Below are 20,204 nucleotides of genomic sequence, written 5' to 3'. Positions count from 1 at the left end.
CTGACGAGCACCGGCAACGGCCGGTCCACCACAACGGAGCAGGACGATGAAGTTCATGGTGATCGTGAAGGCGAACAAGGATACCGAGGCCGGCGTGATGCCGAGCACCGAGTTGCTCGCCGCGATGGGCAAGTTCAACGAGGAGATGGTCAAGGCCGGCGTGATGCAGGCCGGCGAGGGCCTGCATCCGACCAACAAGGGCGCCCGCGTCAAATATGCTGGCGGGCAGAGCACCGTGAGCCACGGACCGTTCAGCCCGACCAGCGATCTCGTCTGCGGCTTCTGGTTGATCGAGACCAAATCGCTCGATGAAGCGATCGGCTGGATGAAGCGCGCGCCGTTCGACGGCGGCTCCGAGATCGAGATCCGCCAGGTGTTTGCTGCGGAGGATTTCGGCGAGGCGCTGACGCCCGAGCTGCGCGAACAGGAAGAGCGGCTGCGCGCGCAGGCCGCTAAGAAGTGACGTCTTCGTCATTGCGGGGCTTGCGCCCGACGGCGCATGCCCGAGATGACGAAGGCGAGTAATTCAACAAGCAAGGAAGATCGACCAATGCGTTTCATGATGCTGATGATCCCGCAGGGCTACGAGTCCGCGCCGGCCAAGCTCGAGCTCGACCCGGAACGGGTCGCCGCGATGATGCGATACAATCAGGCGCTGAAGGATGCCGGCGTGCTGATCACGCTGGAAGGCCTGCATCCGCCGGCGACCGGCGCGCGGGTCAGGTTCGACAGCGGCTTGCCCGTCGTGACCGACGGTCCGTTCACCGAGGCCAAGGAAGTGATCGGCGGCTTCTGGATGATCGACGTCGCTTCGCGTGCTGAAGCGATTGAGTGGGCCAAGAAGTGCCCGGCTTCTGCCAACGAGATGATCGAGATCCGCCAGGTGCAGGAGATGGGCGATTTCTCCGAGGAGGTGCAACAGGCAGCCGCCACCTTCGAGCACCCGCAGGGCGGCTGGGGCAAGGCGCTGCGCTAACCAACACAGCGGTGCCGCTTCAGAGCGTCATCGCGCCACGCACGACGATCAACCAACCACCACAACGGAGACGCAAGATGAGCACCAACACCTTCCTCGCCGTCTATCTCGGCGGCGGCAAAGACGGTTCGCGGATGGCAGCCTGGAACGCGATGCCGGAGGCCGAACGGCGCGCCAAGGAGCAGCAGGGCATGGCCGCCTGGGGCGCCTGGGTCGAGAAGCACCACGACGTGATCGTCGAGATGGGCGGACCGCTCGGCAAGACCAAGAAGGTCGCCGCTGACGGCACCGCCGACATCGCCAATCTGATGACCGGCTTCACCGTGGTGCGCGCGGCGTCGCATGAGGCGGCCGCAAAGCTGTTCGAGAACCACCCGCATTTTGCGATCTTCCCGGGCGAGGCCGTCGAGATCATGCCGGTGCTGCCGATCCCGGGCCGCTGAGGCGGGACCACCTCCCCTTGAAAAGGGGAGGTCGCTTTGCTCGCGAGAGCAAAGCGGGTGGGGATCTGCTCTCCCCGCATACAGCGTCGGCTGCGGCTGACCCCCATCCCGACCTTCCCCCTTTCAGGGGGAAGGGGAAGATGGAGCCATTGGCTTGAGCCGGGCTGCTCTGGTCGAGCGAGAGCAGCGAGCCCCCGCGCCACCTATCCGTTAATCTTGGTTAACCCCGCGTCCCGCCGCCCAGCGTTTTCCAGCGGAAAAACGCGTTGAAGCAAGAATCTAGGCCACCTGTCCTGGGTCGACCAGGACCGGTGGCCTAGTGACCTTTACCGCCGGCTCATGTAAAAGCCGTTCACATGAGCTGGCGCAAGGACCAAGGCCGCGCCGAGCGCGGCTATCATCACGGCAATCTCAAAGAGGCGTTGCTGCAGGCAGCCCTCGACCTGATCACGAAGAAAGGGCCGGCCGGCTTCACCTTCGCCGACGCTGCGCGGATGGCCGGCGTCAGCCCCGCCGCGCCGTACCGGCATTTCCGCGACCGCGACGAACTGATCGCCAGCATCGCGCAGCGCGGCTTTGAGCAATTCGAATCGCTCCTGACGCAAGCCTGGGACGACGGTCGTCCCGACACCGTCTCGGCGTTCGAGCGCGTCGGCAAGGCCTATCTCGCCTTTGCCCGCGAGGAGCCCGCGTTCTACTCCGCGATGTTCGAATCCGGCCTGCCGGTCGATTCCAATCCGACCTTGATGGCCGCGAGCGAACGCGCATTTGCGATCATCCGCGCCGCCGCCGAGCGGCTCGCGGCGCTGGCGCCGCCCGGCACGCCGCGCCCGCCGGCGATGATGATGGCGCTGCACATCTGGTCGATGTCGCATGGTGTGGCCTCGCTGTTCGGCCGCGGCGATGCCGCACGGCGCAAGCTGCCGATGTCGCCGGAGGATCTGCTCGAAGCCGAAGTGCTGATCTATCTGCGCGGCCTCGGCTTCCTCACCGATCGCAGGCCGGGTGCCGAGGCGCCCGCCGACGACAAGTCGGCCGGTGACAAGCCTGGTCCCTGGGGCAAGCCGAAATAAAATTTCAAAAATAATCCCAGGGGTGCGTCATCCGCGCTGCTTGACTTTCCCAAGGGGTCGGCTATCTATGTAAATGTTATTTACATTCACAACGGCGTGATGCCGTCATGGAGAAGGAAATGGCCTACACCGCTGATGTCAATCGCTGGCGCGGCCCCGTCGAAGAACCCTACCGCCCCTACTTCTACGCGACGCCGTGGCATCCCCTGAAGATCGCCGGGATCATCCTTGGTTTCATGATCTGGTGGCCGATCGGTCTCGCCCTTCTCTTTTTCACACTCGGGAGCAGAAAGATGGCCTGTTGGAGTCACAACGACATGGATCGCTGGCAGAACAAGATGGAGCGCATGCAGGACAAGATGGAGCGGATGAAGAGCCGCATGGAGCGCCGCGGCTTCCCGTTCGGCGGCTTCGGCCCGCCCTCGAGCGGCAACCGCGCCTTCGACGAGTACCGCACGGACACGCTGCGCCGTCTCGAGGAGGAGCAGGTCGAGTTCAAGAACTTCCTCGATCGCCTGCGCCACGCCAAGGACAAGGAAGAGTTCGACGCCTTCATGGCGCAGCACAAGACCCGTCCGACCCCGCCGAACGACCAGCCGCCGCAGAGCTGATCACGGAAGGCAAGCGCTGAGCCTTCAGGCGATGTGCCCCCATAACACCTGATGGCCCTGAGCCGCCCGTTTGCGATGAGCAAGCGGGCGGTTTGCATTCTGGGAGCGTCATGTCCACTCTATCGTCGGCGGCCCGGACGATGAGGCGAAGATCATGGCGACGCACGTGACGGCGAGTTCTAACGATCTCTGGCGTTCGATCCGGCGCGAAGCGGAAGCCGCCGTCGTCGCCGATCCCTTTCTCGAGGCGTCGGCTGCCTTCATCCTCGATCAGGGCGAGCTCGGCGGCGCGCTCGCCTTCCTGATCGGCCGGCGCATCGGCCGCGCCGAGGCCGATCGTGCGCAGTTTGCGCGTGCGGCCCGCGAGGCGTATGCGGCCGAGCCCGCGCTGGTCGATGCCGCGGCTGTTGATCTCACAGCGATCGTGCGCCGCGATCCGGCGATCTCAGGCTTCCTGCCACCGCTCCTCAACTTCAAGGGCTACGCCGCGCTGCAGGCCTGGCGCGTCGCGAACTGGCTGTGGCGCCAGGACCGCCCCGACCTCGCACTGCTGATGCAGAGTGCGGCGGCGGACCAGTTGCAGATCAGCATTCACCCCTCGGCCCGGATCGGAACCGCGGTGTTCCTCGATCACGGCACCGGCATCATCATCGGCGCGCTGGCCTCCGTCGGCGACGAGGTCACGATTTTGCAGAACGTCACCATCGCGCGCCATCAGGACGACCCGCGCCACGCCCCGACCATCGGCCGCGGTGTGCTGCTCAGTGCCGGCGCAACGGTGATCGGACATCTCACGATCGGCGACTTCGCCAAGATCGGCGCCGGCGCGCTGGTGACCTCAGATGTGCCCGCCGGCTGCACCGCAATCGGCGTGCCGGCGCGGCTGACGAATTGCGCGGAGGCGGGGACGTCGGCGAGGTGAGCGCGCTGCTCTCGTGAGGTGAGCACCCTGGTAGGGCTCCCTCTCCCGCTTGCGGGGGAGGGTGGGGTGGGGGCTCCCTCCGCGAGTCGTGCTGTGGAGAGAGCCCCCACCCGGATCGCATCTACGATGCGATCCGGCCTCCCCCGCAAGCGGGAGAGGCGAACGGAGTTCGCGGATAGCTGGTGCGCCTGCCCCTCACACATTCGACCCATGGATCGCGTCGATCACGGCATCCGTCACTTCCTTCGTCGTCGCCGTGCCGCCGACGTCGGGCGTCAGCACGCCGGCCGCGCACACCTTCTCCACCGCGGCCATCAATCGCGCGGCGGCGTCCTTTTCGCCGAGATGCTCCAGCATCTGCGCGCCGGTCCAGAAGGTCGCCACTGGGTTGGCGATGCCCTTGCCGGTGATGTCGAAGGCCGAGCCATGGATCGGCTCGAACATCGAGGGGAAGCGGCGCTGCGGATCGATGTTGCCTGTCGGCGCGACGCCGAGGCTGCCGGCCAGGGCGCCTGCGAGATCGGACAGGATATCGGCGTGCAAATTGGTCGCCACAATCGTGTCGAGACTCTTCGGATTGAGCGTCATCCGCACCGTCATGGCGTCGACCAGCATCTTGTCCCAGGTGACGTCGGGGAACTCCCGCGCCACCTCGGCCGCGATCTCGTCCCACATCACCATGCCGTGGCGCTGCGCGTTCGACTTGGTCACCACGGTGAGGAATTTGCGCGGCCGCGACTGCGCGAGCTGGAACGCGTAGCGCATGATCCGCGTCACGCCGACCCGGGTGAAGACAGCCACTTCGGTGCCGACCTCTTCCGGCAGGCCCTTGTGCGCGCGGCCGCCCATCCCGGCATATTCGCCTTCGGAGTTTTCGCGCACGATCACCCAGTCGAGATCGCCGACGCTGACATTGCGCAGCGGCGAGGCGACGCCGGGCAGGATCTTTGTCGGCCGCACATTGGCGTATTGGTCAAAGCCCTGGCAGATCGGCAGCCGAAGGCCCCACAGCGTGATGTGGTCCGGCACATCGGGCGCGCCGACCGCCCCGAAATAGATCGCGTCGAATTTTTTCAGCTCAGTGAGGCCGTCGGCCGGCATCATCACGCCGTGCTTCTTGTAATAGTCCGAGCCCCAGTCGAAGGTCTTGACGTTGAAGCTGATGTCGCCGCTGCGCTTGGCCAGCGCCTCGAGCACGCGGACACCAGCGGAAATCACTTCGGGGCCGATGCCGTCGGCGGGAATGGCGGCGATGGAATGGGTGCGCATGGGTTTCTCTCCGGATCTGTTGTTAGCGGGTTCGTACGGGATTGGGTTGCGGTTCGGCGGGCACAGGTGCTGCTTGCGCGCGCGACAGCAGCAGGGTGAGCACGGCTGACAGCACCAGCAGGGCGGCGACGAAGTACAGGCCGCCCTCGAAGCTGCCGGTGCGTTCCTTGATCCAGCCGATCATCGCCGGCCCGACGAAGCCGCCGAGATTGCCGATCGAGTTGATGGTGGCGATCCCGGCCGCGGCGGCCGAGCCCGACAGGAACATGGTCGGCATGCTCCACAGCGGCGGCTTCGACGAGGAGATGCCGATATTGACCAAGGTCAGCGCCGCGATCACGGCGGCAAGGCCGGTCCACAGGCCGGCCAGCGCAAGTCCCGCTGATGCCATCAGGCAGGCCAGCACCACATGCCAGGTGCGTTCGCCGGTGCGGTCCGAGTGCCGCGCCCACAGCACCATCGCGATCACGGCGATGGTTGCCGGCACCGCGTTGAGGAAGCCGACCTGGAGTGACGACAGGCCGAACGCCTTGATGATCTGCGGCGCCCATACACCAAGCGTGTAGAGCCCGGCCGAGGTGCCGAAATAGACCAGCGACAGCGCCAGCACGCGCGGGTCGGCAAGGCCGCGCCAGATGCTGTGGCTCGCGGTCGCGGCCTTGCCGTCGTTCTCCGCCTTCATGGTCTTGACCAGCCAAGCGCGCTCGTCGTCGGTAAGCCATCTGGCCTGCTCCGGCCGGTCGGTCAGGAAGCCCAGCACGACGAAGCCGAGCAGCACGGCGGGCACCGCTTCCAGCACGAACAGCCATTGCCAGCCCTTGAAGCCGAACAGGCCGTCCATCTCCAGCAGCGCGCCTGACACCGGCGAGCCGAGCACGGTCGACAGCGGGGCTGCGGCCATGAACAGCGCGGTGACGGCGGCGCGCTGCCGCGCCGGGAACCAGTAGGACAGATAGAGGATGATGCCGGGAAAGAAGCCGGCTTCGGCGGCGCCGAGCAGGAAGCGCAGCACGTAGAAGCTGGTCGCGCCCTGCACCAGCGCCATCGCCGCCGAGACCAGGCCCCAGGTGATCATCACCCGCGCGATCCAGATCCGCGCGCCGATCTTGTGCAGGATGATGTTGGAGGGCACCTCGAACAGGAAATAGCCCCAGAAGAAGATACCGGCGCCGAAGCCGTAGACGGTCGGCGACAGGCCGATGTCCTTGTTCATGGTCAGCGACGCGAAGCCGATATTGACCCGGTCGATGAAGGCCACGAAGTACAGCAGCATGATGAACGGCACGATGCGCAGTGAGATCTTGCGCAACACGCGAGTGCCAAGCTCGCTTTCCATGGGCTTCCCCGGGGTTCGTCTTGTTTGTTGGGACGGCGCATTTCGCCGCGCCACCGGCAAGCCTAGAGGCTCGCGCCCTTCCGCTTCAATCCGCGCCGGTTTATACAAAAAAATGATATAATCGGGTCTCCGTCTTCTCACCGGGTCGTCATGGCCGGGCTCGTCCCGGCCATCCACGTCTTTCTTCGTGCCGCCAAGACGTGGATGCCCGGCATAGGCGAGCGGAAGCGACGCCGTCCTTCGTACGGCTATGGCCGGGCATGACGGAATCGATGTCTAAAGGAGCCAGCATCTTGGAACTGCACCAGCTTCGCTGCTTCGTCGCGGCTGCCGAGGAACTGCATTTCGGCCGCGCCGCGCAGCGCCTGCAAATGATGCCGTCGGCGCTCGGCCGCCACATCAAGCTGCTGGAAGAAGATCTCGGAGTGCGGCTGTTTGCGCGCACCACGCGTGCGGTGTCGTTGACCGAGGACGGCTCTGTGCTGCTGCGCGAGGGCCGCGCGCTGCTCGGTCGCGCCGAGGCGATCGAGGACGGCTTTCGCCACCGTCTGCGCAAGCCGCAGGCGCGGCGGTTCCGGATCGGCGCGATCGACAGCGCCGCGGCCGGCCTGCTGCCGCCGCTGCTGCGCGACCTCCGCGCGATCCATCCCGACGTCGCCGTGCAACTGCTCGAGGAAAAGACCATCCGTCTCTTGCCAAAACTGCTGTCAGGCGCGCTCGATCTCGCTTTCGTGCGCCCGCCGGAGCGGCCCGATCGGCGCATCGAGTTCACTCCGCTGCTGCAGGAAACTGCCGTGGTGGCGCTGTCGCACACACATGCGCTGGCGCGGCGCAAGCAGATCGTGCTGCCTGACATCGCCGATCAGCCTTTGATCGTGCCGGAGCGCCGCTCGCGGCCGCACAGCCATGATCTCACGACAAAACTGTTCGACGAGGCCGGGCTGACGCCGCGCATCCAGGAGATCGCCGACGAGAAGCAGACCATCGTCAACATGGTCGCGGCGCGGCTCGGCGTTGCCATCGTGCCGCGATGGACCGCGCGGATGGCGATCCCGGGCGTGCGTTTCGTTCCCCTCAGACTCAAGCGCGGCAGCGCCGCCGGCCGCCTGCCGCTCGCCGCCGCCTGGCTGAAAGGCTCCCGCGATCCTGTCCGCGACCAGGTGATGGCAGTGCTCGAGGCGAGGTTGAAGAGCTACGGACGCGAGGCGTGAACAGCTTTCGTCATTCCGGGGCGTGCGAAGCACGAGCCCGGAATCCATCGGGCCGCATACTCCATGGAGGAATGGATTCAGGGCCGGCGCCAAGTGGCGCGCCCCGGAATGACAAAGGGACAGGGCGCGCGTTTAGCGCTGACCCGCCTGGCCTTCTTAGATTTCGGTCTGCGCACCAGGAAACAGCGTCGCGGCACCGACCGCGCCGACGATGGCCCCGATTGTCGAGAGCACGAATGGAGCCGCGAATGCCGACGCCATATCCGTTGTCTTGAGCATCGCCCCCAGCGCGGCAATGCTGACGGCAAAGCCGGCCTGACGGACGATCATTGTCATGGCGGAGGCCATGCCGGCCTGCGCCGGCGGAGCGAGGGCCAAGGCGACGTTTCCCAATTGCGGGTTCGCCAGTGCTGCTCCGATGCCGATCGTCAGCATGCCGGCCGACGTCGCGATGCCGCGGATCGCGGCGTCGGCAGACAGCGCGGCAACCACAAGCAGCGCGTCTCCCGAAGCGACAACACCAAGGGCCGCCATGAAGAAGCGCCGCCAGCCCCATCGGGTGACAAACCTCCCACCGAGCAGCGGGACCAGCAGCATTGGCAACGTTGCCGCAAGCAGCGCCACGCCCGCCACTTCCATGCTGACATGCAGACCGGCACTCAAGAACAGTGGCAGATAGACCAGTGTTGCCCAGTAACCGAACTGGAGGGCAGTCAACGACGCGCCGACCCCGATCATCGGTGCTGTCGCGAACACGCGCGGGTCGAGCACCGGATTGAGGCTGCGCCACTGCTGCCGGACGAACCCGAAGGCGGTCGCCACGCCTGCGATCAGGCCGGTCGCTCTCACGATCGGCGAGGCGTCATGTCTCAACAACGCGTCGATTGCGAGACCGAGCGACAGCGTCAGCAGCACGATGCCGGCAGGATCGAGCGGGCGCCCGCCCGGTTCATTCGTCTCGGCAATGACCCGTGGCACGACGGCCGCCAGCGTCAGGCAAAACGGGATGTTGGCAAGGAAGATCCAGCGCCAGCCACACCAGGCAGCCAGCAGGCCTCCCAAGGTTGGGCCAAGCGCCATGGCAACGCCCGAGATCACTCCAATAGTGCCGAAGACCCTTGCCCGTTGGCTCTGGTCGGGAAATGCCCCGGCGACCAACGCGATCGCGCCCGTGATCAGGAAGGCCGCGCCGATACCTTGCAGGGCCCGTGCAGCGAGCAGCAGCGGACCGCTCGTCGCCGCACCGCAGGCGATCGAACCCAGCAGAAACACGATGTTGCCGGCCAGCATCGCACGCCGGCGACCGAAGCGGTCCGCGAGTGCGCCCGATGCCAGCAGCGCGCCGGTGAGTGCCAGGCTGTAGGCGTCGATGACCCAGGCGGCTCCGGCAACGGCAAACCCGAGATCCCCAGCAATGCCCGGCAGCGCAACCACGACAGCTGTCACATCGAACGGGATCAGGAATACGCCAAGGCCAAGAACTGACGTGATCAGGCTCGGTCGCTGTGGGGCGATCTGAGACGAGCGATCGTGCATGCCGCGCTTCCTCCCAATCCCTGCCCGGGGTTGCACCCGTGCAAGGTCTGCGTACGCCCGTCCTGCTGACAGCATGGTGTCAGCAGGGCCGGCTGCCCGAACCTGTTTGCGATCGGGGCGCACAAAGAGGAGCCAAGCCCTTGTTGGTCTCGCTGGCGAATGGATTAAGGTCGTCTTCGATGGATATTTGGACCAGATGCCTTCTTGGCGTGACCGCCTTCGCCGTGCTCGGCTATTTCGCCCTGATCTACGGCGGCTGCGCGCTGGATCAACGATGTCACCTGCGCTCCTGTTACGCGCACAGGGTCTGCGGTGTGGTCTACGACACCGATGATGCAACGAAGGCGCAGTGAAGCCGGATCGGCGTCAGGCCGCCTGCCGCTCGCTGCGGTCTGAAAGGCGGGGCCCATGGATGGGATCGGCACCCGGCTTTCCCTGCGCCCTCTGCGAGAGAGAGGGCGAAACGAAGAGTAGAACTCGGGCAAAACATGTCGCGAGAATGCGAAGGTACGTCCCACCCACAACTGTCATCGCCCGGCTTGACCGGGCGATCCAGTACGCCGCGGCCTCTCGATTCAATCACCGACGCCTCTGGAATACTGGATCACCCGCATGCGCGGGTGATGACACCGCGTGTTTGACATCTTGAATCGAGCAATATCCCCATTTCCGTCTCCGTCTGCGCCGCCGCGACGAACGGAGGGCCCGCGCCGCGATGACCCTTCGCCTAGCTCACATACACCAGCCGATAGACATACGACTTCGCCCCCTTGCGGCTCACCCAGTCGCCTTCCGGCGGGTGGTCGACCTGGTCGGCCGGCAGCACGTTCCAGGGACGGCCGGTGCAGGACTGGCTTTCCGGGTCCCAGGCGACCCAGCCCCAATCCGGCCGGTGCTCGATCCAGAGATCCTGATCCTGGCGCTGGTAGCCGACGGTTCCATCGGGGCGGGTCTTGCGGACGAAGACGTAGACGAGGTCGTCACTTTGCCGGCGCAGCTCAAATCTCTCCCGGTTTTGCGGATCCGCCATGAGTTCCTCGTTTGTAGACTCGCGTTATGTTATAATATAACAGTCTCTCCATGGCGCATGCACATACCCACGATCACGACCACCCCCATCCGCACGCCCACAGTCACGGCCCGGCGGGGCATCCGGCCCAGACGGCGCACTGGTCGATCCTGCGCATGACCGTGCCGGCGCGGCTGGCCGCGGCGCTCGCGGTCTCGGCCTGCCTGTGGGGCGTCGTCTGGCTGGCGATGAGGTGAGCATGGGCGCGCTTGTCACATTCCGCGACGTTACCCTTGGCTATGACCGCCACCCGGCGGTGCATCACCTCAACGGCGCCGTCGAGGCGGGCGCGCTGCTTGCCGTGATCGGCCCGAACGGCGCCGGCAAGTCGACGCTGCTGCGCGGCATCGCCGGCGTGCTCAAGCCGCTGTCGGGCGTGATCGATCTCGACGGGCTCGACCATCGCGACATCGCCTATCTGCCGCAGTCCGCCGACATCGACCGCACCTTCCCGATCTCGGTGTTCGACTTCGTCGGCACCGGGCTGTGGCGCTCGACCGGCTTCTTCGGCGGCATCGGCAAGGGCGCGCGCGACAAGATCCTGGCGGCGCTCGCCGCGGTCGGCCTCAACGGTTTTGAGAACCGCCCGATCGGCACGCTGTCGGGGGGCCAGATGCAGCGCATGCTGTTCGCGCGCGTGCTGCTGCAGGATGCCCGGTTGATCGTGCTCGACGAGCCGTTCAACGCCATCGATGCCAAGACGTCAGCCGATTTGCTGGCGCTGGTGAAGCGCTGGAACGGCGAGGGGCGCACGGTGCTGGCGGCGCTGCACGACCTCGACATGGTGCGCAACAATTTCCCGGAGACGCTGCTCCTGGCGCGCGGCCCGGTGGAATGGGGCCCGACCGCAGAGGCGCTGACGGCGGACAATCTGATGGTCGCGATGCGGATGTGCGAGGCGTTCGACGACTCTGCCGGCGCCTGCGCCGCCGATCCGCGCTCGCGGGCTGCCTGACGCCGATGCTGTCTGACGCACTGATCACACCCTTCACCGAATTCGAGTTCATGCGCCGCGCGCTCGCGGCGGTGATCGCGCTGTCGCTCGGCGGCGCGCCGATCGGCGTGTTCCTGATGCTGCGGCGGATGAGCCTGGTCGGCGACGCCATGGCGCATGCGATCCTGCCGGGGGCGGCAATCGGCTTCCTGTTGTCCGGGCTCAACCTGTTCGCGATGACGACCGGCGGCCTGATCGCGGGCTTCACCGTGGCGCTGCTCGCGGGCCTCGTCGCCCGCACCACCGAGCTGAAGGAGGACGCTTCGCTCGCGACCTTCTATCTGGTCTCGCTCGCGCTCGGCGTCACCATCGTCTCCATCAAGGGCACCAATATCGACCTCTTGCACGTGCTGTTCGGCAACATCCTCGCGATGGACGACCAGACGCTGCTGGTGATCGCGTTCAATGCCACGCTCACGCTGCTGGTGCTCGCGGTGATCTATCGCCCGCTGGTGATCGAATGCGTCGATCCAGTGTTCCTGCGCACTGTGAGCCGGGCCGGCGCGCCGGCGCATCTCGCCTTCCTCGCGCTGGTCGTGGTCAACCTCGTCAACGGCTTCCATGCGCTCGGCACGCTGCTCGGCGTCGGGCTGATGATCCTGCCGGCGGGCATCGCGCGGTTCTGGTCGCGCGACATCACCACGATGATCTGCATCGCGGTCGCGAGCGCGATTGTGTCCGGCTATGCCGGGCTGGTGCTGTCGTACCAGACCCGCATTCCCTCCGGCCCGGCGATCATCCTGGTCGCCGCCGGGCTCTATCTGGTGTCGCTGCTGTTCGGCAATGTCAGTGGTTTGGTGCGGCAGCTGTTCCCCGGCCGCCATCTCGAGGCGTGAGTGCGATGCGGCGTTTGCTCGGGTTGATGTGTCTGGCGCTGGCGGTGGCGAGCGGCCCGGCGTGCGCTGCGGAGCGTATCAATGTCGTCGCGAGCTTCTCGATCCTCGCCGACATTGTGCGGAATGTCGGTGGTAACAGGGTCGATGTCACGGCGCTGGTCGGGCCCGACGGCGACGCCCATGTCTATGCGCCGACGCCGTCGGACGCCAAGACAGTCGCTTCTGCGCGGCTGCTTGTCGTCAATGGGTTCGGCTTCGAGGGCTGGATGCCGCGGCTGTTGCAGGCCTCCGGCAGCAAGGCGCCGATCGTGGTGGCGACGACGGGGATCACGCCGCGCCAGCGTGGCGGCCATGAGGATCCGCATGCCTGGCAATCGGTCATCAATGCAAAAATCTATGTCGGCAACATCCGCGAGGCGCTGGTCGCCGCGTCCCCCAGCGATGCCGCGACCTTCAAGGCCAACGCCGAGGCCTATCTGGCGAAGCTCGACGCGCTGGACCGCGAGGTGCGGGAAGCGGTGGCGAAAATACCGCAAGGCCGGCGCAAGGTGATCTCGACCCACGGCGCTTTCGGCTATTTCGCCGATACCTATGGCGTCGCCTTCATCGCCCCGCTCGGGGTCTCCACCGATTCCGAGCCCAGCGCACGCGATATCGCGGCCATCATTTCCCAGATCAGAGCTGAAAAAATTCCAGCAGTTTTTCTCGAAAACATCAGCGATCCGCGCCTGATCGAGCGGATCGCGGCCGAGACCGGGACCAGGGTCGGCGGCACCCTGTATTCGGACAGTTTGACCGGCGAAAAGGGCCAAGTCCCCACTTACATTGATATGGTCAGGCACAATATAAAGGCCCTGACCAGCGCGCTCGCCGACTAGGGGCAGGGGGGCCTCCCTGCCGGGGATTGGAGCGCGGACCCAAGTTCCCGGAGTTGTTATGGCTGAAGCTTCGCAAAAAATTCCTGTGACCGTGCTGACGGGCTATCTCGGCGCCGGCAAGACCACCTTGCTCAACCGCATCCTGTCGGAAAACCACGGCAAGAAATACGCCGTCATCGTCAACGAATTCGGCGAGATCGGCATCGACAACGACCTCATCATCGGCGCCGATGAGGAAGTGTTCGAGATGAACAATGGCTGCGTCTGCTGCACGGTGCGCGGTGACCTCGTCCGCATCATGGACGGCTTGATGAAGCGCAAGGGCAAGTTCGACGCCATCATCGTCGAGACCACCGGCCTTGCCGATCCGGCGCCGGTCGCCCAGACCTTCTTCGTCGACGAGGACGTGCAGAAGAACGCCCGGCTCGATGCTGTCGTGACCGTCGCCGATGCCAAATGGCTGAGCGACCGTCTGAAGGACGCGCCGGAAGCCAAGAACCAGATCGCGTTCGCCGACGTCATCGTGCTGAACAAGACTGACCTCGTCTCCAAGCCCGAGCTTGCCGAGGTCGAGGCCCGCATCCGCGGCATCAATCCGTATGCCAAGCTGCATCGCACTGAGCGCTGCCAGGTCGGAATCGCCGACGTGCTGGAGCGCGGCGCGTTCGACCTCGACCGCATCCTGGAGATCGAGCCCGATTTCCTCGAGGCCGGCGACGAGCACGATCATCATCATCACGACCATGATCACCACCATCATCATGATCACGGCCATGGCCATGGGCTGAAGCACTATCACGACGAGGACATGCAATCGCTGTCGCTGCGCTCGGAGAAGCCGCTCGACGCGACCAAGTTCATGCCTTGGCTGCAACAGCTCGTCGCCACCGAGGGCCAGAAGATCCTGCGCTCGAAAGGCATCCTCGCCTTCACCGGCGATGACGACCGCTACGTGTTCCAGGGCGTCCACATGATGCTGGAGGGCGACCACCAGCGGAAATGGAAGGACGGCGAGAAGCGCGAGAGCCGCGTCGTGTTCATCGGTCGCGAACTGCCCGAGCAGGCGATCCGCGACGGCTTCGAGCAGTGCATCACCACGTGATGAAAGAGTTCGATCCGGGCGAGGCCCCTTCTTCCATCGTTTCGATCACCGACCGCGTCAAGCAGCTCCCGCTCGGCGCGGCGGTCGGCTCGGTGCATTTCCTCGGCGACCGCGCGTTCTTCGTCGGCGCCGAGGAGGGTGTCGCGATCGCGACCGCCGACGGTGAGATCACGCGGACAGAGACGCATTTCGGCGCCATCCTGTGCGCGGCGTCCGACGGCAAGCGGATTGTCACCGGCGGTGACGACGGCAAGCTGATCGCGATCGACGCCAAGGGCGAGACCTCGACGCTCGCGACCGACGCCAAGCGGCGCTGGATCGACAATGTCGCGCTGCATGGCGACGGCACCGTGGCGTGGTCGGCGGGCAAGACCGCGTTCGTCCAGGGCGCCAAGGGCGAGGCCAAAACCTTCGAGGTGCCGTCGACCGTCGGCGGGCTGGCGTTTGCGCCGAAGGGCCTGCGGCTTGCGATCGCGCATTACAACGGCGTGACACTGTGGTTTCCCAACATGGCGGCCAATCCGGAATTCCTGGAATGGGCCGGCTCGCATCTCGCCGTCATGTTCAGCCCGGACAACAAATTCCTCGTCACCGCGATGCACGAGCCGGCGATGCATGGCTGGCGGCTCGCCGACAACAGGCACATGCGGATGAGCGGCTATCCCGGCCGGGTGCGCTCGATGTCATGGAGCGCCGGCGGCAAGGGGCTCGCGACCTCGGGCGCCGATACCGTGATCGTCTGGCCGTTCACCAGCAAGGACGGGCCGATGGGCAAGGAGCCGGCGATGCTGGCGCCGATGCCGGCGCGAGTCGCGGTGGTCGCCTGCCATCCGAAGAACGACGTCATGGCGGTCGGCTATGCCGACGGCACCGTGCTGATGGTCCGGCTCGAAGACGGCGCCGAGATCCTGGTGCGGCGGAACGCCGGCACTGCGGTGTCTGCGCTCGGATGGAATGCCAAGGGCACGCTGCTCGCCTTCGGCACGGAAGATGGTGACGCGGGCATCCTGGAAATGTAAGAGATCGCGGCATCCGAAGCGCTAGGCCGGGGTAGCGTCATGCGGTTTCTCACGACATTCCAGCTCGCCGACTTCATCGACACGCTGGTCAGCCTGACGACCGCCTTCGTGCTCGGCACGCTGATCGGCGCCGAGCGGCAGTACCGGCAGCGTACTGCGGGGCTGCGCACCAACGTGCTGGTCGCGGTCGGCGCCGCCGCCTTCGTCGATCTCGCAATGCATCTGGCGGGCGCCGACGGCGCGGTGCGGGTGATCGCCTATGTGGTGTCCGGAATCGGCTTCCTCGGCGCCGGCGTCATCATGAAGCAGGGCATGGATGTGCGCGGCCTCAACACCGCGGCAACGCTGTGGGCCTCGGCCGCGGTCGGCTCCTGCGCCGGCGCGGATCTGGTGGCGCAGGCGGCGGCGCTGACCGTGTTCGTGATCGCCGGCAACACGCTGCTGCGGCCGCTGGTCAACGCCATCAACCGCATCCCGCTGAACGAGAAGGCCTCGGAGGCGACCTACTACTTCAAGCTCGCGGTCACTCCCGAGGCGCTGCCCGACATGCGCGACCGCCTGGTTGAGAAGCTCGAGGCGGCGAACTATCCGGTCGCCGATGTCGATGTGGTCGAGGCCGGTGACGACTTCCTGGAGATCGTGGCGACGCTGGTGTCGACGGCGGTCGAGCCCAACGAGCTGAACGCCGTGGTGGTCGACCTGCAGCATCAGCCCGGCGTGCGGCACGCGACCTGGGAGATCAGCACCACGGATTGACGCTGGGTTCCGCAGCCGGACGCTTCGGAACCATGCCGTGGCGGAATCGTTGACCTCGCTGACAATGCAGGTGAACGAGATGGCTGCGGATCGGACCAGGCTGCGGAACGACATGCTGATCGCCTCCACGCTGGTGGTGGCGGGCGTCGCGATCGCGGTGCTGTCGCTGCACGCGATCAACGCGGCCCCGCCGCAGGAGATGGCGCAGGCGACCCAGCCGCTGCAGACCACGCCGTCGCCCGAGCCGCAGCAGACCGCGCCGCCGGCCGAATCGAAGCCGGGCGGCGAGCGGCCGACCACGCCGGCGCCGCAGCCGGCCCGTCCCGACGCCGACGCGCAGAAGGCCGGCGCCAGGCCGGCATTGCCGCCGGCACCCGCCGAGAAGACTGCGCCGCCGATCGAGAAGAAATAGGCGCGCCCCGGGCCAAGCGCATTGTGACGCGCATTTGACGAACGCTGCCGCTTATACGGTCTCGCCTCCGCCGCCGGCGCCCGCCATAATCTGCCGTCTCGCCAACGACAGATCGGGGCCTTTCATGAAGATCGAGGACGTCCGCCGCACCGCCTATTCGATGCCGCTCACCAACCCGTCGTTCCCGCCGGGGCCGTACCGGTTCTTCGACCGCGAATATTTCATCATCACCTACAAGACCGACCCGGAAGCGCTCGCGGCCGTGGTGCCGGAGCCGCTCGAGGTCGCCGAGCCGGTGGTGAAATATGAATTCATCCGCATGCCCGACTCGACCGGCTTCGGCGACTACACCGAGACCGGGCAGGTGATCCCGGTCCGCTTCAAGGGCGAACTCGGGGCCTATACCCACGCGATGTATCTCGACGACGAGGCCCCGATCGCGGGCGGCCGCGAGCTGTGGGGATTTCCGAAGAAGCTGGCGCGGCCCAAGATCGAGATCGAAAGCGATGTCCTGGTCGGCTCGCTGCATTACGGCTCGGTGCTCTGCGCCTCCGCCACCATGGGCTACAAGCACCGCAAGGTCGACCACGACACCGTGCTGAATGCGATGAAGGCGCCGAACTTCATCCTGAAGATCATCCCGCATGTCGACGGCACCCCGCGGATCTGCGAGCTGGTGCGCTTTCATCTCGACGATGTCGTGCTGAAGGAAGCCTGGACCGGTCCCGCCGCGCTCGGCCTGTTTCCGCACGCGCTGTGCGACGTCGCCCGCCTGCCGGTGCGCGAGGTGGTCTCGGCGCTGCATTACAAGGCGGACCTGACGCTCGGCCTCGGCTCGGTGGCATTCGACTACATGGCGAAGTGAGCGGCGGCTGACAGCAAAATGCCCGGCGCGAGGCCGGGCATTCGTTCTCAAGGCGTGGTGGTCGATCACCGCACCAGGATATTCCGGAACTGCCAGGGATCGCTCGTGTCGATATCTTCCGGAAACAGTCCCGGACGATCCGTCAGCGGGGTCCAGTCGGTGTAGAATCCCTTCACCGGGCCGAGATACGGCAGCTGGATTTCCAGCAGACGATCGAAATCCATCTCGTCGGCTTCGACGATGCCTTGGTTCGGGTTTTCCAGCGCCCACACCATGCCGCCGAGCACGGCCGAGGTCACCTGCAGGCCGGTGGCGTTCTGATAGGGCGCGAGTTTGCGGGTCTCTTCGATCGAGAGCTGCGAGCCGTACCAGTAGGCATTGTTGTCATGGCCGAACAGCAGCACGCCGAGTTCGTCGATGCCGTCGACGATTTCGTTCTCATCGAGGATGTGGTGCTTTTCCTGCATCTTCGCTGCGCGGCCGAACATTTCATGCAGCGACAGCACGGCATCGTCAGCCGGGTGATAGGCATAGTGGCAGGTCGGCCGGTAGATCGCCTTGCCCGATGCGTCACGCACCGTGAAGTAATCGGCGATCGAGATCGACTCGTTGTGGGTGACGAGGAAGCCATACTGCGCGCCGCGGGTCGGGCACCAGGTCCGCACGCGTGTGTTGGCGCCGGGCTGCATCAGGTAAATCGCTGCGCCGCAGCCGGCTTCGTGGGTACGCGCATTCTCGGGCATCCATTTTTCATGGGTGCCCCAACCGAGTTCGGACGGCTGCACGCCTTCCGACAGGAAACCTTCCACCGACCAGGTGTTGACGAAGACATCAGGCTCTTTCGGCAACTTGGCGCGCTGGGTGTCGCGTTCGGCGATGTGGATGCCCTTGATACCAGCCTGCCGCATCAGGTCCGCCCATTCGGCCTTGGTCTTCGGCTTGGGGGCATTGAGCTTCAGGTCAGCGGCGACATTGAGCAGCGCCTGCTTGACGAAAAAGGAAACCATGCCGGGATTGGCGCCACAGCAGGAGACGGCCGTCGTCGAGCCCGCCGGGCGCGCCTTCTTGGCGGCCAGCGTCACTTCGCGAAGCGCGTAGTTGGAGCGCGCTTCCGGGCCCTTCGACGAATCGAAATAGAAGCCGAGCCAGGGCTCGTTGACGGTGTCGATATAAAGCGCGCCAAGCTCGTTGCAGAGCTCCATGATGTCGGTGGAGCCGGTATCGACCGAGAGGTTGACGCAAAAGCCCTGGCCGCCGCCTTCGGTGAGCAGCGGGGTCAGCAAGTCGCGATAATTGTCCTTGGTCACGGCCTTCTGGATGAACCGTACATTGTGCTGCTCGCAATGTGCCTTGCGGCCCTCGTCCTTCGGATCGATCACGGTGACGCGCGACTTGTCGTAGTCGAGGTGCCGCTCGATCAGCGGCAACGTGCCTTTGCCGATGGAGCCGAAGCCGACCATCACGATGGGGCCGGTGATCTTCGCGTAGATCTGCGAGGAGGGACTCATCATTTTCTCCAGGAGAGTGCCTAGCGGCGGGTAGAGTGGATCAGGGGTTGCGACGCTTCGCGGTGACTTCGATCTCGACCTTCATCTCGGGCTTGTAGAGCCCCGCGACGATCAGCAGTGTCGCCGCCGGGCGAATGTCGCCGAGAACCTCGCCGCAGACCGCGAAATGGGCGTCCGCGTCATTGACGTCGGTGAGGTAGTAGGTCGCGCGGACGATGTCGGCCATCGCGAAGCCGCCCTCCCTGAGGGCAGCTTCGATGGTCTTGAAGCAGTTCCGTGACTGGCTCGTGACATCTTCGGGCATGGTCATGGTGCTGTAGTCGTAGCCGGTGGTTCCGGCGACGAAGGCGAAGTCGCCGTCGATCACGGCACGGCTGTAGCCGGCGGTCTTCTCGAACGGAGAGCCGGTGGAAATCAGGTGGCGGGACATGTCGGACCTCGGCTGAAAATGGCTTTGCGCGGGGTTTACGGGCATTTTTGCCGCCCGCGCAACCCCCGGATTCTGACCTGGTATTCTGACTTGAGATTCTGACTTGGGTTTTGGCCCTGCGGCCGGCGCTAGTGCGACTGCTGCGTGGTGTCCGGCGGGGACGGCGGCGTGCCGGTCCAGCGCCGGATCAGGATGTCCCTGACGATCATGACCGAGATCAGGATCAGCATGACAGTGGTGACCAGGCCGCGCCAACGCGGGCGCGCGCCATCGGTTGCGGGAATGTGCTCCGACATGGCGGCCCGCCTTACGCCGCGTGCGGCACGGCGAGCGGTGCCTTCCGGGTCCGGGATGCCTTCACTTTAGGCACAGCGCCGGTTGGCGTGATCATGCCCCAGGCGCCATCCAGCGCTCCCTCGACAAGCTCGAGACCGAGCAGCCGGTCGCGCTCGAAAGCACCAGGCAGCGACAGCTCGCCGGTCTTGCCGGCAGAGAAGCCGAAACGGGCGTAGTAGGGCGCGTCGCCGAGCAGGATCACCGCGCCATGGCCACGCGCCTTGGCCACGGCCAGCGCACGCTGCATGAGCGCGGCGCCGACGCCGAGGCCGCGGCAGTCATCGTCGACTGCCAGCGGCCCCAGCATCAGCGCGCTGCGGCCCCCCGCGCTGACGTGCCACAACCGCACGGTTCCAACCAACCGGCCGTCCTGGCGCACGGCCGCAAGGCTCAGGCCTTCGGCGGGCGCGCGTCCGTCGCGCAGGCGCTGGCAAATGCGGGCATGGCGATTTTCGCCAAAGCAGGCATCCAGCAGCGCCTCACGCGCGACGACGTCCGAGGCTCGCTCCGCACGGATCGCGAACGGAGCGGCTTGTCGGATGAGGGCAACGGGGGTGTTCCGTTTTGCAGTCATGGCACGTCAGTCCCCGCTTGCAACGGCGTGTCGTACGCCGCGGCAAGC

General features: G+C 65.8%; 25 protein-coding genes. 17 read left to right on the top strand and 8 right to left on the bottom strand.

The genetic code is table 11. The features are described 5' to 3' along the window. Positions 1 to 46: 46 nt before the first annotated feature. The 6 genes from WDM24_RS35440 (at position 47) to WDM24_RS35415 (ending at position 4,025) form a co-directional block, all read left to right on the top strand. Positions 47 to 463 carry a YciI family protein gene (locus WDM24_RS35440; protein ID WP_166298940.1) on the top strand — a complete coding sequence of 139 codons (417 nt, stop codon included), beginning with the start codon at positions 47 to 49 and terminating at the stop codon, positions 461 to 463. 87 nt (positions 464 to 550) lie between these two features. After that, positions 551 to 976: a YciI family protein gene (locus tag WDM24_RS35435; protein ID WP_338829052.1), complete on the top strand. Its 426-nt coding sequence runs from the start codon at positions 551 to 553 to the stop codon at positions 974 to 976. Positions 977 to 1,053: 77 nt separating this feature from the next. Then, positions 1,054 to 1,419, top strand: a complete 366-nt coding sequence (locus WDM24_RS35430; protein ID WP_166298938.1) for a YciI family protein — start codon at positions 1,054 to 1,056, stop codon at positions 1,417 to 1,419. Between the two features lie 356 nt (positions 1,420 to 1,775). After that, complete coding sequence (locus WDM24_RS35425; RefSeq protein WP_166298937.1) at positions 1,776 to 2,492, top strand: TetR/AcrR family transcriptional regulator; 717 nt, start codon at positions 1,776 to 1,778, stop codon at positions 2,490 to 2,492. Positions 2,493 to 2,611: 119 nt separating this feature from the next. Beyond that, a complete protein-coding gene (locus WDM24_RS35420; protein WP_338829051.1) occupies positions 2,612 to 3,103 on the top strand; it encodes a DUF2852 domain-containing protein in 492 nt (163 codons plus the stop codon). A 154-nt stretch (positions 3,104 to 3,257) separates the two neighbouring features. Next, on the top strand, positions 3,258 to 4,025 hold the full coding sequence (locus WDM24_RS35415; RefSeq protein ID WP_338829050.1) for a serine O-acetyltransferase: 768 nt from the start codon (positions 3,258 to 3,260) through the stop codon (positions 4,023 to 4,025). Positions 4,026 to 4,220: 195 nt separating this feature from the next. Here WDM24_RS35415 and WDM24_RS35410 read toward each other — a convergent pair whose 3' ends face one another. Continuing rightward, positions 4,221 to 5,294, bottom strand: coding sequence for a tartrate dehydrogenase (locus tag WDM24_RS35410; protein WP_338829049.1), 1,074 nt, complete (start codon positions 5,292 to 5,294; stop codon positions 4,221 to 4,223). 22 nt (positions 5,295 to 5,316) lie between these two features. Continuing rightward, the gene (locus WDM24_RS35405; RefSeq protein ID WP_338829048.1) at positions 5,317 to 6,630 is read right to left on the bottom strand and encodes an MFS transporter; all 1,314 of its coding nucleotides are present in this window, start codon (positions 6,628 to 6,630) and stop codon (positions 5,317 to 5,319) included. Between the two features lie 293 nt (positions 6,631 to 6,923). Here WDM24_RS35405 and WDM24_RS35400 point away from each other — a divergent pair, with 293 nt between their 5' ends. Then, on the top strand, positions 6,924 to 7,841 hold the full coding sequence (locus WDM24_RS35400) for a LysR family transcriptional regulator (protein WP_338829047.1): 918 nt from the start codon (positions 6,924 to 6,926) through the stop codon (positions 7,839 to 7,841). A 156-nt stretch (positions 7,842 to 7,997) separates the two neighbouring features. Here the strand turns inward: WDM24_RS35400 and WDM24_RS35395 are convergent, their stop codons facing one another. After that, on the bottom strand, positions 7,998 to 9,377 hold the full coding sequence (locus WDM24_RS35395) for an MFS transporter (RefSeq protein WP_338829046.1): 1,380 nt from the start codon (positions 9,375 to 9,377) through the stop codon (positions 7,998 to 8,000). 179 nt (positions 9,378 to 9,556) lie between these two features. On the opposite strand from WDM24_RS35395, the gene WDM24_RS35390 reads away from it, so the two are divergent. After that, on the top strand, positions 9,557 to 9,730 hold the full coding sequence (locus WDM24_RS35390; RefSeq protein WP_338829045.1) for a hypothetical protein: 174 nt from the start codon (positions 9,557 to 9,559) through the stop codon (positions 9,728 to 9,730). A 374-nt stretch (positions 9,731 to 10,104) separates the two neighbouring features. Here the strand turns inward: WDM24_RS35390 and WDM24_RS35385 are convergent, their stop codons facing one another. Next, the gene (locus tag WDM24_RS35385; protein WP_338829043.1) at positions 10,105 to 10,407 is read right to left on the bottom strand and encodes a hypothetical protein; all 303 of its coding nucleotides are present in this window, start codon (positions 10,405 to 10,407) and stop codon (positions 10,105 to 10,107) included. A gap of 50 nt (positions 10,408 to 10,457) precedes the next feature. Here WDM24_RS35385 and WDM24_RS35380 point away from each other — a divergent pair, with 50 nt between their 5' ends. The 9 genes from WDM24_RS35380 (at position 10,458) to WDM24_RS35340 (ending at position 17,308) form a co-directional block, all read left to right on the top strand. Next, the gene (locus WDM24_RS35380) at positions 10,458 to 10,643 is read left to right on the top strand and encodes a hypothetical protein (RefSeq protein WP_166298930.1); all 186 of its coding nucleotides are present in this window, start codon (positions 10,458 to 10,460) and stop codon (positions 10,641 to 10,643) included. Positions 10,644 to 10,645: 2 nt separating this feature from the next. Then, positions 10,646 to 11,401, top strand: coding sequence for a metal ABC transporter ATP-binding protein (locus tag WDM24_RS35375; protein ID WP_166298929.1), 756 nt, complete (start codon positions 10,646 to 10,648; stop codon positions 11,399 to 11,401). Between the two features lie 5 nt (positions 11,402 to 11,406). Next, positions 11,407 to 12,276 carry a metal ABC transporter permease gene (locus tag WDM24_RS35370; protein ID WP_166298928.1) on the top strand — a complete coding sequence of 290 codons (870 nt, stop codon included), beginning with the start codon at positions 11,407 to 11,409 and terminating at the stop codon, positions 12,274 to 12,276. A gap of 5 nt (positions 12,277 to 12,281) precedes the next feature. After that, the gene (locus WDM24_RS35365) at positions 12,282 to 13,154 is read left to right on the top strand and encodes a metal ABC transporter substrate-binding protein (protein ID WP_338829042.1); all 873 of its coding nucleotides are present in this window, start codon (positions 12,282 to 12,284) and stop codon (positions 13,152 to 13,154) included. A gap of 58 nt (positions 13,155 to 13,212) precedes the next feature. Next, positions 13,213 to 14,256 carry a GTP-binding protein gene (locus WDM24_RS35360; RefSeq protein WP_338829041.1) on the top strand — a complete coding sequence of 348 codons (1,044 nt, stop codon included), beginning with the start codon at positions 13,213 to 13,215 and terminating at the stop codon, positions 14,254 to 14,256. Further along, positions 14,256 to 15,275: a WD40 repeat domain-containing protein gene (locus tag WDM24_RS35355; RefSeq protein ID WP_338829040.1), complete on the top strand. Its 1,020-nt coding sequence runs from the start codon at positions 14,256 to 14,258 to the stop codon at positions 15,273 to 15,275. Before WDM24_RS35360 ends, WDM24_RS35355 begins: the two co-directional genes overlap by 1 nt. Before the next feature lie 39 nt (positions 15,276 to 15,314). Then, positions 15,315 to 16,031, top strand: coding sequence for an MgtC/SapB family protein (locus WDM24_RS35350; protein WP_338829039.1), 717 nt, complete (start codon positions 15,315 to 15,317; stop codon positions 16,029 to 16,031). A 79-nt stretch (positions 16,032 to 16,110) separates the two neighbouring features. Then, on the top strand, positions 16,111 to 16,443 hold the full coding sequence (locus WDM24_RS35345) for a hypothetical protein (RefSeq protein WP_166307430.1): 333 nt from the start codon (positions 16,111 to 16,113) through the stop codon (positions 16,441 to 16,443). 124 nt (positions 16,444 to 16,567) lie between these two features. Continuing rightward, positions 16,568 to 17,308 carry an acetoacetate decarboxylase gene (locus WDM24_RS35340; RefSeq protein WP_029077544.1) on the top strand — a complete coding sequence of 247 codons (741 nt, stop codon included), beginning with the start codon at positions 16,568 to 16,570 and terminating at the stop codon, positions 17,306 to 17,308. A 65-nt stretch (positions 17,309 to 17,373) separates the two neighbouring features. On the opposite strand, the gene WDM24_RS35335 is transcribed toward WDM24_RS35340, so the two are convergent. From WDM24_RS35335 to WDM24_RS35320, 4 genes are all read right to left on the bottom strand, one after another. Then, positions 17,374 to 18,816: a homospermidine synthase gene (locus WDM24_RS35335; RefSeq protein WP_338829038.1), complete on the bottom strand. Its 1,443-nt coding sequence runs from the start codon at positions 18,814 to 18,816 to the stop codon at positions 17,374 to 17,376. A 40-nt stretch (positions 18,817 to 18,856) separates the two neighbouring features. Then, a complete protein-coding gene (locus WDM24_RS35330; protein ID WP_338829037.1) occupies positions 18,857 to 19,246 on the bottom strand; it encodes a RidA family protein in 390 nt (129 codons plus the stop codon). Positions 19,247 to 19,374: 128 nt separating this feature from the next. Next, positions 19,375 to 19,542: a hypothetical protein gene (locus tag WDM24_RS35325; RefSeq protein ID WP_166298921.1), complete on the bottom strand. Its 168-nt coding sequence runs from the start codon at positions 19,540 to 19,542 to the stop codon at positions 19,375 to 19,377. 11 nt (positions 19,543 to 19,553) lie between these two features. After that, on the bottom strand, positions 19,554 to 20,156 hold the full coding sequence (locus WDM24_RS35320; RefSeq protein ID WP_338829036.1) for an N-acetyltransferase: 603 nt from the start codon (positions 20,154 to 20,156) through the stop codon (positions 19,554 to 19,556). Between the last annotated feature and the right edge of the window lie 48 nt (positions 20,157 to 20,204).

The organism is Bradyrhizobium sp. 27S5, from assembly GCF_037217225.1.
Classification (GTDB): Bacteria; Pseudomonadota; Alphaproteobacteria; order Rhizobiales; family Xanthobacteraceae; genus Bradyrhizobium; species Bradyrhizobium septentrionale.
The sequence above is the reverse complement of the archived record's forward strand: the minus strand, read 5'-3'. Positions and strand labels throughout refer to the sequence as shown.